General features: G+C 64.8%; 5 protein-coding genes. 4 read left to right on the top strand and 1 reads right to left on the bottom strand.

The features are described 5' to 3' along the window. Window positions 1-205: 205 nt before the first annotated feature. On the top strand, window positions 206-8,395 hold the full coding sequence (locus IU450_RS41030; protein ID WP_324197860.1) for a SpvB/TcaC N-terminal domain-containing protein: 8,190 nt from the start codon (window positions 206-208) through the stop codon (window positions 8,393-8,395). A gap of 840 nt (window positions 8,396-9,235) precedes the next feature. Here IU450_RS41030 and IU450_RS28145 read toward each other — a convergent pair. Beyond that, window positions 9,236-10,045 (bottom strand): helix-turn-helix domain-containing protein, encoded by an 810-nt coding sequence (locus tag IU450_RS28145; RefSeq protein ID WP_195152754.1) that lies wholly within the window; start codon window positions 10,043-10,045, stop codon window positions 9,236-9,238. Between the two features lie 906 nt (window positions 10,046-10,951). Between IU450_RS28145 and IU450_RS28150 the strand changes: the two genes are divergently transcribed. Genes IU450_RS28150 through IU450_RS28160 form a run of 3 tightly spaced genes read left to right on the top strand, consistent with a single transcriptional unit; the run spans window position 10,952 to window position 13,984 of the window. Next, a complete protein-coding gene (locus tag IU450_RS28150) occupies window positions 10,952-11,599 on the top strand; it encodes a hypothetical protein (protein WP_195152755.1) in 648 nt (215 codons plus the stop codon). Next, window positions 11,596-12,843, top strand: coding sequence for a cutinase family protein (locus IU450_RS28155; RefSeq protein ID WP_195152756.1), 1,248 nt, complete (start codon window positions 11,596-11,598; stop codon window positions 12,841-12,843). The genes IU450_RS28150 and IU450_RS28155 overlap by 4 nt, the downstream gene beginning before the upstream one ends. Window position 12,844: 1 nt before the next feature. Next, a complete protein-coding gene (locus IU450_RS28160; RefSeq protein ID WP_195152757.1) occupies window positions 12,845-13,984 on the top strand; it encodes a lipase family protein in 1,140 nt (379 codons plus the stop codon). The last annotated feature ends 26 nt before the right edge of the window (window positions 13,985-14,010 follow it).

Here is a 14,010-nt window from a genome sequence, read left to right on the forward strand (position 1 = left end):
GCGCGCAAGAAGGGAGGTATTACGCATACGCAACAGTCCAACCGTATGCGTGATGACGAAGATGACCATCAGGGGGCGAACGAGTAGCTGTAGGTGGAGTTGCCCAGTCCAAACGACTCAAGACCCGAGGTAAACAGTGATCCCGCAGCCAACATCGAATCCGACTCCGGAGCAGCAGGAGTCAAGGCCAGATACACCATTCGCGGTGTCAGCGCCCAAAGTCGAGCTTCCCAAGGGTGGCGGCACCATCCGCGGCATCGGCGAGAAGTTCGCGGCCAACGCGGTCACCGGCACCGGCTCGATGTCGGTGCCCATCGCCACCAGCCCGGGCCGTTCGGGTTTCGGGCCGCAGCTCTCGCTGTCCTACGACTCCGGTTCGGGTAATGGCCCCTTCGGCTTCGGGTGGAGCTTGTCGCTGCCGTCGATCACGCGCAAGACCGACAGAGGCCTGCCGCAGTATTTCGACGCTGTCGATTCCGATGTCTTCATCCTCTCGGGGGCGGAAGATCTGGTGCCGGTCTATCGGCGAGACCCGGAGGGCACCTGGGTCGCCGGCCGCGACGGTTTTCAGCGTGACGCGGAAGGCTTCTGGGTACGGGATTCATCCGGTCGCCTCGTCGTACACGAAGATGAACTCGACGGTTACCGCGTGCGGCGTTATCGGCCACGCATAGAAGGGCTCTTCGCCCGTATCGAGCGCTGGAGCAAGATCGGCTCGCCCGGCGATGTCCATTGGCGTTCGATCTCCAAGGACAACATCCTGACACTATATGGCTATGACACGAATTCGCGTATTGCCGACCCGCTCGACGCCAGCCGCATTTTTTCGTGGCTGATCTGCGAGTCGCGCGATGACAAGGGCAATGGCATTCGCTATCTCTTCAAGAAGGAGGATGGCGACTGCCAGCTACGGCCAGGTCAAGCCGATCCGTTCAGTCAGGCCCACCAGCGCAACCGGGGCCTCGCCTCCGATCCGCGCCGCACCGCCGATCGCTACGTGCAGCGTGTGCTGTACGGCAACCTGAAGCCGCTGCTCGATGCCCAAGGCCAGCGCCCCCGGTTCCTGAGTGACCTGCCGAATCCGCCGTCGGACGCCGACGCCGACTGGTTGTTCGAGGTGCGATTCGACTACGGGGAATTGGACGAGTCCAATCCGACGGGCCAGCCGGAGAAGCCCTGGCTCTATCGCCCGGATGCCTTCTCCAGTTACCGCTCGGGTTTCGAGGTGCGCACATGCCGCCGATGCGAGCGGGTCCTGATGCTGCACCACATACCCGACCAGCCGACGCAACGCGGCTACCGGGGCGTGGTTCGCAGCACCGAATTCACCTACGACGACGAGATCGACCCCGGTATTGCCTCCCAGCCCGTCTACAGCTTCCTGAAGCAGGTGGTGCAAACGGGGTGGAAGCAGGAAGGCGGAGCGATCACCTGTCGCAGCCTGCCGCCAGTGGAGTTCACATACACCGTGCCCATCGTGCAGGAGGTCGTCGAAGAGGTTGACCCGGCGAGCCTGGAGAACCTGCCCATCGGCTTGGACGGCAGCGCATACCGCTGGACCGACCTGCACGGCGAAGGTATCCCCGGCATCCTCACCGAGCAGGCCGGCACCTGGTTCTACAAGCGCAACTGGAGCCCGATTCCGCAGACGCAAACCGACGGCAGCAAGGCCGTTAAAGTCAGGTTCGCCCCGCTCGAAACCGTTGCTCTCAAGCCCCACCTGGCCCTGAATACCGGCGCAGAATTCATGGACCTGGCCGGCGACGGACAGCCCGACGTCGTTGTCATGGAAGGCCCAACACCCGGCCTATACGAACACGACGGGGACGAGGGCTGGCAGTCCTTCCGCCCCTTTACCTCGCGCCCGAATCGCGACTTCCGCGACCCCAACCTCAAGTTCGTCGACCTCGACGGTGACGGCCGTGCCGACGTGCTGATCACCGAGAACGAAGCGCTCGTGTGGCATGCCTCGCTCGCCGAAGAAGGCTTCGGTCCGGCCCTTCGTGTCGCTCAGGCGCTGGACGAGGAGAAAGGCCCACGGATCGTCTTCGCCGACGGCACCCAATCCATCTATCTGGCCGATCTCTCTGGCGACGGCCTGACCGACATCGTTCGCATCCGCCACGGCGAAGTTTGTTACTGGCCTAACCTTGGCTATGGCCGGTTCGGCGCCAAGGTGACGATGGACAACGCGCCCTGGTTCGACAACCCCGACCAGTTCGACCACAAGCGCATCCGCCTGGCCGACATCGACGGTAGTGGCACCACCGACATCATCTACCTGCACCGCGATGGCGTGCGCCTGTACTTCAACCAGTCCGGCAATGGCTGGAGTCAGCCGCAGACGCTGAAAGCGTTCCCGCGCGTCAACGACCTGGTGAGCATTGTGCCGATCGACCTTCTGGGCAACGGCACCGCCTGCCTGGTCTGGTCGTCCCGCCTGCCGGGCGACGCACAGTCGCCAATGCGCTACGTCAACCTCATGGGCGGCCTCAAGCCCCATCTGCTGGTCAAGACCGTCAACAACCTCGGTGCCGAAACCCGCGTCGACTACGCCCCTTCGACCAAGTTCTACCTACAGGACAAACAGGCCGGAAAGCCCTGGATCATGCGCCTGCCGTTCCCCGTGCACGTGGTCGAGCGCGTAGAAACCTGGGACCACATCAGCCGCAACCGCTTCGTCACCCGCTACGCCTACCACCATGGCTACTTCGACGGCGAGGAGCGCGAGTTCCGCGGCTTCGGCATGGTCGAGCAGTGGGACACCGAGCAGTTTGCGACCCTTGCCGATGGCGCGGTACCAGCCGACAACCTCGATGCCGCCTCGCATGTCCCACCTGTCCACACCAAGAGCTGGTTCCATACCGGCCTCTACCTTGGCCGGGAGCACGTCTCCGACTACCTCGCCGGCCTGCTGAATGGCACCGACCAAGGCGAATACTTTCGCGAGCCCGGCCTCACGGACCTGCAAGCGCGGACCCTGCTGTTGCCGGATACCGAGCTTCCCGAAGGGCTTGCGCTCGAAGAAGAGCGCGAAGCCTGCCGGGCCCTCAGGGGCTCGATGCTGCGTCAGGAGGTTTATGCCGACGACGCCCACCATCCAGGCGCAACGCTTGAGCAGATCAAGCGCGCTCGCACGCCCTACACCGTCGCCGAGCGGAACTTTACCGTCCGACGCCTGCAACCGCGAGGCGCCAACCGCCACGCCGTCTTTCTCACCCATGCGCGCGAGGCACTCAGCTATCACTACGAGCGCAACCACGCCGACCCACGCATCCAGCACGCGCTGACCCTGGCAGTCGATGATTTTGGGAATGTGCTCAAGCAAGCCGCCATCGGCTACGGGCGGCGCAAGGAGATTCGTGTTGTCGACGATCAGCGAAATGTGCGACTGGTGCCGAATCCCGAATTGAACGGGCTCGATCCCGTCGATCAAGCGAAGCAAACTGCGCCGCTCGTCACCTATACCGAAAATCGGTTCACCAATGATCACGATACGGGCAATGACGCTATCGATCGGGACGACAGCTATCGCACACCTCTGCCCTGCGAGGCCATTACCTATGAACTGACCGGAGTCGCCGCAGGCGACCAGCGATTGAGTTTCAAGCAGGTCTTAGATGACGCCGCCGCTGCGTCATCACTGAACTACGAAAAGGACCCCGCCGCGGGGGAAAAGCAGAAACGCCTCATCGAGCACGTCCGTACGCTCTATCGCAAGGACGACCTCAGCGGTCTGCTACCCTTTAACAAGCTCGAACCGCTCGCACTCTCGGGCGAAAGCTACAAGCTCGCCTTAACTCCCGGGCTGCTGGATCAGAAGTTCAAGCGCCCGCTCCACACACAACCGGACGAACCCTTGTTGCCGCAAGCAGCGCGGGCGACGATTCTCGGCGGCCATGCCGGTGACCAAGGCGGCTACGTCGATCTCGATGGCAATGGCCTCTGGTGGATTCCTTCCGGCCGATCGTTCTATCACCCGGACGATGTGGCCACCCCCGTCGAGCTGGCCGAGGCCCGCGCCCATTTCTTCCTGCCACGCCGCTACCGCGATCCATTCGGCCAGAACGCCGTCGTCAGCTTCGACGCACAGGACCTGCTGATGGTCGAAACCCGCGACGCGCTGAACAACCACGTCACCGTGGACGCCAACGACTACCGCCTGCTGCAGCCGTGCCTGGTCAGCGACCCCAACCGCAACCGGACCGAAGTCGTCTTCGATGCGCTCGGCATGGTGGTCGGCACGGCCGTGATGGGCAAGCCGCACCCGGCGGAGGCGGAAGGCGACTCGCTCACCGGCTTCGCCACGGACCTCACACAAGGCGAGCTCGACGGCTTCTTCGATGCCAACGATGCGCACACGGCTGCCGAGGCGCTGCTCAAGGGCGCCAGCACGCGCATCGTCTACGACCTCGACCGCTTCCAGCGCACGCAACAGGCGCATCCCAAGGAACCGGAGAAGTGGCTGCCCGCCTGCGCCGCCGCGCTCGTCCGCGAAACCCACCTCCACGCCGCGCTGCCGCCGCAGGGACTGAAGCTCCAGCTCAGCTTCAGCTACTCCGACGGCTTCGGCCGCGAGATCCAGAAGAAGATTCAGGCCGAGCCCGGCCCCTTGGTCGAAGGCGGCCCCGACATCAGCCCGCGTTGGGTCGGCAGCGGTTGGACCATCTTCAACAACAAGGGCAAGCCGGTCCGCCAGTACGAGCCCTTCTTCAGCAAGCGGCAGCGCCCCGACGGTTCCCTCTACAGCGATCACCGCTTCGAGTTCGGCATGGCGGTAGGCGTCAGTCCCGTGCTTTTCTATGACCCGGCCGAGCGCGTCATCGCCACACTGCACCCGAACCACACCTACGAGAAGGTGGCGTTCGACCCCTGGCAGCAGACGACGTACGACGTCAACGACACCTGCGCGCCGCGCAACCTGCAGACCGGGGACCCGCGCACCGATCCCGACATCTGCGGCTACGTGAAGGAATACTTCAAGACTCAGCCGAACGATTGGAAGACCTGGGTGCAGCAGCGGATCGCCGACTCTCAGAATCCCCCGGCTGACTCGCGCGGAACCAATCCAGAGCAAGACGCAGCCGTACGCACGCTCGCACACACCGACACGCCCACCACCGCCCACTTCGATGCACTGGGCCGACCCTTCCTGACCGTGACGCGCAACCGGGTGGTCTGCGAAGGCCATCTGCTTCACAACAAACCCGACGAGAAATTCCGCACTCGCGTCGAGCTGGACATCGAAGGTAACCAGCGCAAGGTGTTCGACGAACGGAAGCTGCCCGATACTGACAACCTCCCGCTGGGCGCCTCCGAGCAACGGATCGTCATGCAATATGCGTATGACATGCTCGGCAACCGGATCCACCAGCACAGCATGGAGGCCGGCGCGCGTTGGATGCTCAATGACGTCGCCGGCAAGCCGATTCGTGCCTGGGACAGCCGCGGCCACAATCTCTCGACCAAATATGACGCGCTGCGGCGCCCGGTCGAGCAGTATGTGCGGGGAACGTTCAGCGACCCCAATCCGCTCAAGCCCAATTCCGATCCGCGCACGCTCGGCCGCGGCATCGTCGTGGACAGGATCGATTACGGCGAGAGCGTCGCCAACGCCGAAGCGCTCAATCTGCGCTCCCGTATCTACCGGCATCATGACTCTGCGGGAATCGTCACCAACGCCCGGCTCGATGCCAGCGGCAACCCGACCGAGGCCTTCGACTTCCAGGGTAACCTGCTGCGCAGCACGCGGCAGTTGGTCAGCGATTACACCGCCATCCCGGACTGGCTGCTGAACCCCCAGCTCGAAGCCGAGACCTTCGAGACCAGCACCCGCTACGACGCCCTCAACCGTCCGATCCAGTCCGTCGCCCCGCGCAGCAGCCTGGGGCGTGGCAAGGTCAACATCATCCAGCCGGTCTACAACGAGGCCAATCTGTTGGAGCGGGTGGACGTGTGGCTGGAGCGCTCCGCCGAGCCCGCCAGGCTGATCGACCCGGCGGGCGAAGCGCCGTCCCCGGTCGGTGTGGCCGATATCGACTATGACGCCAAGGGCCAGCGAACCCTCATCGACTACTTGACCAGCGATGCGACCGTTATCCGCACCACCTACGCCTATGACCCCCTCACTTTCCGCCTGACGCATCTCTACACGCGCCGGGGCGTGGACCCGAACACGGCGCAGGGCGTCGCCTTCACCGAGGATTGCGATAATCCAAACCCGCCGCCGGGAACTATCTCGGCGCCCGAGAAGCCGCCCGCGGGCAAGGGCTGCGGCCTGCAGAACATGCACTACACCTATGACCCGGCCGGCAACATCACCCACATACACGACGATGTGCAGCAGACGATCTACTTCAGGAACAAGCGTGTCGAGCCAAGTGGCGACTTTGTCTACGACGCGCTCTACCGGCTGGTCGCGGCGAAAGGCCGAGAGCATCTCGGCCAGATCGGCGGGTCGCCCATCCCCCATTCGCACGACGATGCCGGCCGCGTCGGCCTGGTCAGCGCGAATGCGGCGGGAGCCTTCGCCCCGAACGACGGCAACGCGATTGGCACCTACACGGAACGCTATGTCTATGATGCCGTGGGCAACATCCTGCAGATGCAGCACCGCGGCAGCGACCCACTCCACCCAGGCTGGACGCGCCGCTACACCTATGCTGATGCCAGCCTTATCGAAGCGGGCAAAGCTGGCAATCGGCTGAGCCGCACCCAGGTCGGCAACGGGATCGCCGACGCACCCGAGGCCTTTTTGCACGACGCCCACGGCAACATGCTGCGCATGCCGCATCTTGGAGGCGCGCTGCCGGGCCCCAACATGCACTGGGACCATAAGGACCAGCTGCGCCGGGTCGACAAGGGCGGGGGCGGAGCGGCCTTCTATGTCTATGACGCCTCGGGCCAGCGTGTTCGCAAGGTCTGGGAGAAGCCGGGCGTCACCGAGGAGCGCATCTATCTCGACGGCTTCGAGATTTTCCGTCAGCATAGCGGCGCGATCAGCGGCGGCAGCGCGACGCTTGAGCGGGAGACGCTGCATGTCATGGACGACAAGCAGCGCATCGTTCTGGTGGAGACGCGGACGCTGGGCGCCGAGCCGAACGTCCCCCGAAAGCTAATCCGCTACCAATTTCGAAACCATCTCGGCTCAGCCAGCCTGGAGCTGGACGAGGCCGCCCAAGTCATCTCGTACGCCGAATATGCGCCGTATGGCAGTTCGACCTATCAGGCGGTGCGCAGCCATACAGAATCGGCGACGCGGTATCGATATACGGGGAAGGAGCGAGATGAGGAAAGTGGGTTGTATTACCACGGGGTGAGGTACTACGCGCCATGGATAGGACGATGGGGAAGCTGCGATCCGGCTGGGCTGGCTGACGGGCCGTGCGCATACCGGTATGCGCACGACTCTCCGGTGAATCTCCATGACACAAACGGACTGCAAGCTGGTCCATGGGGGCCGTATGTGAAGATGGGGCAGCTGGCTCAGACTCTTCGTGAGAACTCGGTCACTCGTTTCATTGGCGAGAACCCAGTTGCATCGGTCTTCCTGGGTGTCGGCGGCGCATTTGTAGTCATGGCTGGCGTCGAGTTTGCGCCAGCTGCCATTGGATGGGCGGCAGCTAACCCGGGAATAGTGACCGCTGCGGGGGCCTTCGGCGTCGGATTGGTTGATCCGCACCCGCCAGGAGCCTCGCCCCTCGACCTTCCAGGACCAATTGACGACGCGGGAAGGGTTACGAGAGCGGCTATCGCCGAAAAGGTGGTTCCTGCCATTGAGAGCAAGGTGGCGTCAACCGTTGCGGCAAAAGTTGAGCAAAAGGTTGCGCCGGAGGTTGCAAAACAGCTCGGAAAAAAAGCCGCTCCAGAGGTCGCCAAGCAGGCTGAAAAGGCCGCTGCCACAGAGGTCGCAGCTAAGGCGGAAAAGGCAGTAGCGCCTCGCTTAGCGCGTGGAAACTTAGGAGAGAAGCTAGCAACGGAATCGCTGGCCGCTGAAGGGCATGCCATTCTGTCGTACAAACCGGATATCCGCGGAACCAATCAAGGCGGTATAGATATTGTGACGATGAAGGATGGGGTCGTGCATTTCGTTGACAACAAGGCGCTGTCGCGAGGCGGGAATGTTTCCTCTGTGTCGGCACTTATTACCAATTTCGAAAGGAATAAGACGGTGGCGCTTCAGGAGTTCAAGGACGCACTTGCTAATGCTGGTTCGGCAGAGGAGCGGAGTGTGCTGCAAAGTGCAATCACTGCAATAGAGAGAGGAAACTATAGAAAGGTAGTCACTAACGCCAATATTACACGTGATGACAAAATACTTTCAGGAGTAACAGAGAAACTGCGAGATGATGGCATAGAATTTATCGACGTCTTCAAGCTGAGATCAGGAAATTAAGCAAACTTAGACGACGTCTCACATGGTCGTTCTGGCCTTCGTCAGTTTCTTGAAGCGGGTGAGGGCAACGGCCAATGTCAGGAAGCCCAGGTAATGAGTTCCCTCGCGGTCGTAGCGGATGTTGAGTCGGTGGTAGCCGGTCGGCTACGACACCGTCCTCTCCATCAACCACCGGTGCCGGCCGAGTCGCTGCGCGGACTCGATGCCCTTGGGGGTGATGCGAACTGCCATGCCGCGTCGGTGGACTCGCAGCCGCAGTTCCGGTTGGTCGTAAGCCTTGTCGGCGTGGAGCTTGCCCCGTCGGCGCTGGCCCGGTCCGCGCCGCGACCGCACTGCCGGGTTCGCTTTCACCAATGGGCAGTCTTTGAGGCGATGTGGCCCGTCGGTATGCCAGCCCGGCTGTCCGTGATCAACCGCTCACGGTGCCGCGACGTCGACCCCACAGTCCTCGACGAGATCTGTGATGTCCTCGACCAGGACCGACTCCTGCTCGGCCAATAGCGGCACATGCTGCATCTGGAACCCGCTATGCCAGTCCGATGTCAGATCATCGACGGCACCTCTTTCATCAGTCGATGGCAGCGCCCTTATTTCATTGGGTGCCAGCAAATCTCATCGTAGGTATTCGACAACAGGCGCATTCGGCGCGGATTGGTGATAGTGGTCATGCATCGGTTTTCGGACTCGTGGCGTTGCTCGCCCTAGTGTGCCGCGTGCCAACCAGACATGGCATGAGGTGGCCTCGGCGACGCGGAAAGATCATCGATGGGATGACAGATCCGCGATTCCGGCGGCAGTATCCGGCGTGTCGCATCGTCGTGTCGATGTCGAGTTCGACGGCTAGGAGGGCTCGGGTCCGGAGTAGGGCTTGCGGATTGCTGTAAGGAGCAGGACGTTCTGGGTCTGGGTGACGTCGGCGACGGTGAGTCGGTAGGAGGCCAGCTCACCGGTCGCGGGGTCGCGTAGGTGCAGCAGGTCGTTGGTGTCGCGGCCGTAGGCGACGTCGATGCTGGAAGACCACTGTTGGCGGACTTCCTTGACCGGGCGGAGCTGGCGGATGACGTTCTTGGCTTGTTCGGAGTCGCGGTAACGGCCGAGTGTGGCCTTGAGTGTGGCTACGCTGTAGGCGGATTCGTGGTCCCACTGGACGAAGGCGGTCTTGGCCTGCGGCGTGAACAGCCATACCGGGATGCAGTCGGTTTCCTCCAGGCCGGGTGTTGCCGCTCGAAATAGATCGTTGCGGCCCAGCACGTTCCAGAGCGGGTCGAGGTAGGCCGCGAGCACTTCTCGTTGCTCGAGGTCGTCGAGGTGGCTGACCAGGTCGACGTTCTCGTTCACGCACTGGCGAAGTTTGTCCGTGGGTGCGAGTTCCTCGGCAGGGGTGCGCAGTTCGCGCAGGTGGCGTGCTTGCATCGGGTTGAGTCCGTATCCGGCGATGATCTTTTCAAGGGTTTCGAAGGTTGGTGTGTACTCGTCCTTCTCGATGTTGAACAGGTAGGAGGGGCTGATGCCGTGGCGCTGCTGGGCGCCGAAACGCGACAGTCCGAGATCCTCCCTGATCAGTCGGCATGTGCTGCCGAGAGTCGGGATGTGGGGTAGTCGCCCGCCTCTGGCGTTGTCGGATGAACGATGTGCGGGATTCCGGGTCATGGGGAGTCCCCCCCTTCCTAGTGTCTTCCGTCACAGGGGTGGGCGAAGCTACGATGGTCGGTTGCCCCCAGGATGATGTTTCTGTTCCTACCAGAACGGGTATAGCGCGGCAAGGTCTTACCGTCTGAGAGATCGCAAAGAAGTTGCTCGCCGAGAGGCGCCCCGTGGTTCGCCCGCCCGTGGAGCGAGTTGCCGTGCAGCAGATCTGGCGAGAATTTTTCTTCATGATCCCAGTATGAAACTTCTGGCAAACGCCCTGCACGCAGACCGGATAGCGGTTTGACTATTTCACCCTCACCTAAAAGTAGGAGAGCTGAAACCCTGGTATTCCAGCATGTTTCGGGGTTTGGATGGATCCGCAAGTCCGAACCGATCGAGAGGAAACCACGTTGGATCCCTACGTGATATTGGGTTGGGTGAACACCGGTCTGTCGGTGCTGTCCCACGGTCTTTCGGTGGCAGCGCAGGCGCTGGCACTCATCCTGCCCTTCATCTGACGCGATTCGCCTGAGAAGCGGCCTCCCAGAGGCGGATCCGCTTCTGGGAGGCATGCGAAATACCGCGCCTCGGCGCATTCATCGGTAATCCCCATCCCGCCCTGATCAAGTGAAGGGTCTCTTCGGCATGCCCAAATCCAGAAACTCCACCCGCTTCCGCACATCCGCCCTTTACGGCGTCAGCGCGGGAACAGTTCGAAACACCAGTACCAGAACCTTTCGTGGCAGCCGCGCCCTACTATCTGGCACGGTTCCCATCGCGATGGTGCTGGCTGCAGCAGGAACGGCACACGCTGCCGACATTCCAGCTGCCATCGCTGATCAGCCCGGCGTGACCAGCCCAGCCCAGCCGGGCACCACCACACCACCCTCACCCCCGCCGCCAGCACCCGAGCCCGAACCTGTGCCGATGCAACCGGCGCCACCGGTGTATTACGCACAACCGCCCGAGGTCCGCAACGCGGCGCCGTCGCGCCCGGCTCCGCCGCCCGAAGCGCCGGTGGAGCCGGTCCGGATCGAGGAGCTGCACCTGCCCGAGCCGGTCGAACCCGTCGCGCCGATCGAGCCGCCCCCGGACACGATCCGCATCGGGCAATGGCAGGCCCCGCGCCCGGAGTGGCTGCCCCCGGAATGCGCGGATGCGATCAACGATGTCGCGGCGGGCGCGGAAGCACAGGTCGCCACCGCACTGGATTCGATCGGAATTCCCGCCGGACGATCCGACCGGGTCAGCGGCGCCACCCTGGCCGGTGCCGGTATCGGTGGCGCTGCGGGCGCGGCCGTCGCCGGTGTCCCCGCAGCAGCCGCGGGCGCGGTGGTCGGTGGCCTGATCGGCGGCACCGCCGGTGGCATCGCGGGCGCCGCGCTGGGCACCGTGGTGCCGGTGCCGGTCATCGGCACGGTGACCTCCGGCGTCGCCGGAACAGCGCTCGGTGCCGCCACCGGCGCGGCAGCTGGTGCCGCGGTCGCCGGCGTCCCGGCCGCGGTCGTCGGCGCAGTTGCCGCGGGCACGGTCGGCGCGGGATTCGGTGCCGGAGTCGGAGTCGGGCAGCCATGAGCACCGAGACCACCCATCGTGCACGCATCTTCCTCGCTGCGGCAGCAGTCGCCACCGCGCTCGGCCCCGCTGCGGCTACCACTGCTGGCCCTGCTGCGGCGGTGCCGATCGGTCCTGGATGCCCCGCGCTCTACGTCCTGGGTGTGCAGGGCACAGGCCAGTCTTCACCGACTGCGGACCCCCTTGCGGATACCGGCGTGGTCGGTGCGCTGATTGCACCGGTTCTGTCGGCTGCTCCCGGGCTGGTGCAACGGTCGTATATCTCCTACGGCGCGGGCTTCGGCGGCGCGGTGCCGGGTGGTGGCCCGGATCCGTATGTGGTGTCGGTGACCGACGCGCGCCGCCAGTTGGATGCCGCCGCCGTCGAGATCGCCGAGACCTGCCCCGCCACCTTGATCGCGGGGATCGGGTATTCGCAAGGCGCGCAGGCGATGTCGTCGTTTGCACATGACGTCGGGACGGGTGCGGGCCCTGTCGCGCCGGAGCGGGTCGCGGGGATCGCGTTGTATGCCCATCCCGATCGTGCACCGGACGCGCCGATCTTCCCCGGACGCCCAGGTCAGACGGTGCCGGACCCGGCCCCGGGAACGAGCGGCGCCGCGGTCGCCGGGGTTCAGATCACCAACCCGGCGGCCGGTGGCGGCGGGATTGCCGATGGCGCGCCCAGCTACGGTGCCTTGACTGGGCGGGTCGCCGACATCTGCACCGACGGCGATCTGGCCTGCTCGGCACCTGAGCGGGCCGCGCTGCTGCGCGTCGGCGCTGAGATCGCCGCCCAAGCCGACTTGCGCGACCCGTTCGCCGCGGTCGGGTCACTGGCCGCCCTGTTTTCCGCGGCTTTGGGTGATACCTGGACCACGGTGGTGCTGGGCGATTTCCAGGTCGGTGGCGGCACCGTCGACTACGCGCCGCAGCTGCCGCTCGCGGCACGGTTGATCGCCGCCGCAGACCCGCGCATTCCCGCACCCAGTCCGCACGACATCGACGCTGCCGCCGCTCGGTGGAACGAGATCACCGCCACTGTCGCGGCGAACCCGCTCGGGTTGCTTCCCAAGCTCGCTGGCCAACTCGGCGCGGCGTGGGGGCAGCTGGTCGCGGATAACGCCGACCTGGTCAACCCCGCGGTCTGGGTCCGCTTCGCCGACACCGTGGCCCGCCACAACAACTACGCCATCACCGGGCAGCTCGCCTCGGGCATCGCCTGGATGGTCGCCCTCGCCCACGACATCGCCGGGAGCCGATGACATGACCGACCCGACCACTCTCGATGACTTCTACCGCAGCCCCGCGCTGGACTTCACTCCGCATCCGGGGGAGATCCTGCGCCGCCGCGCGGTCACCACCCCGCGCCTGCCCGGCGCCAACCGTGCGTGGCAGCTGGTGTACGCCACCCGCACCGCGTTCAGCGCGCCCATCCCGGCATCGGGGATCGTGATCACCCCCGACGTCGCCGGTCCCGCCGGGCCCAACCCGATCCTGGTGTACTGCCCGGTCTTTCACGGTCTCGGCGGGCGATGCGCACCCTCGCAGCTGCTGGCGGGGGAGGGCACCGAAGCGGAGACCGGATTCCTCGCGACGGCTCTCGGGCGTGGCTGGACGGTGGCGGTGCCGGACGGTTTGGGCCTGGGCCTGACCGGGCTTGGCGCACACCAGTTCCTGGCCGGAGGAGCCGCCGCGCATGCCGTGCTCGACCTCGCACGCGCGGTGCGGTTGCTACCGGAACTGGACTGCGCGGAGGCGCCGTGCGTGGCGTGGGGTTATGCCGATGGTGGGCGCGCCGCGGTCTGGGCGGCCGAACAACAGCCCCGGTATGCCCCGGAACTGGATCTGCGCGGCGTCGCCGCCGGTGCCGTTGTCGCCGACCCCGGAGCGCTGATCGCTGAAATCGACGGCGGGCCGTGGGCCGGGCTGGCGTTGGCTGGACTGATCGGCCTGGCCCGCGCGTATGCGCATCTCCCGATGGGACACCTGCTCACCGATGAAGGCCACGAAACCGTCGAGCGCGCTGGAGAGCTCGACGCGGCGGAGCTGCTGGTCGCCTACCGCAACACCCCGTTGGGGCACTGGTGCGAGCGGCCTGACCCGTGGAACGACGCGATGTGGCGCTACGCCCTGGCGAATGAGACCAGCGGCCGTGCCGCGCCGCAGGTGCCCGTGCACCTCTACCACGGCACCGAAGACGCCCTCGTCCCCGTGAGCATGGGCCGCAGCCTGTTCGCCGAATACCGCGCGCTCGGAGTCGATTTGAGCTGGCGCGAATACACGAACAGTCATATCGCGGCCGCCGCCGACGGCGCCGCCGAAGCCGTCAGGCGGCTGGCCAGCTACCTGCATCGCCGACCCACCGCCATTCGCCCGGCACCACCCAGCCCGCAGACCACCTGAATCGCCTGCCCGCACCTGCGGGCCCC

This window comes from Nocardia abscessus, from assembly GCF_015477775.1.
In the GTDB taxonomy this organism is placed as follows: domain Bacteria; phylum Actinomycetota; class Actinomycetes; order Mycobacteriales; family Mycobacteriaceae; genus Nocardia; species Nocardia abscessus_A.

Coding starts and splice junctions, on each gene's coding strand:
- IU450_RS28145 (WP_195152754.1), bottom strand. CDS start 10,045: ATGACCCGGAATCCCGCACATCGTTCATCCGACAACGCCAGAGGCGGG.
- IU450_RS28150 (WP_195152755.1), top strand. CDS start 10,952: ATGCAACCGGCGCCACCGGTGTATTACGCACAACCGCCCGAGGTCCGC.
- IU450_RS28155 (WP_195152756.1), top strand. CDS start 11,596: ATGAGCACCGAGACCACCCATCGTGCACGCATCTTCCTCGCTGCGGCA.
- IU450_RS28160 (WP_195152757.1), top strand. CDS start 12,845: ATGACCGACCCGACCACTCTCGATGACTTCTACCGCAGCCCCGCGCTG.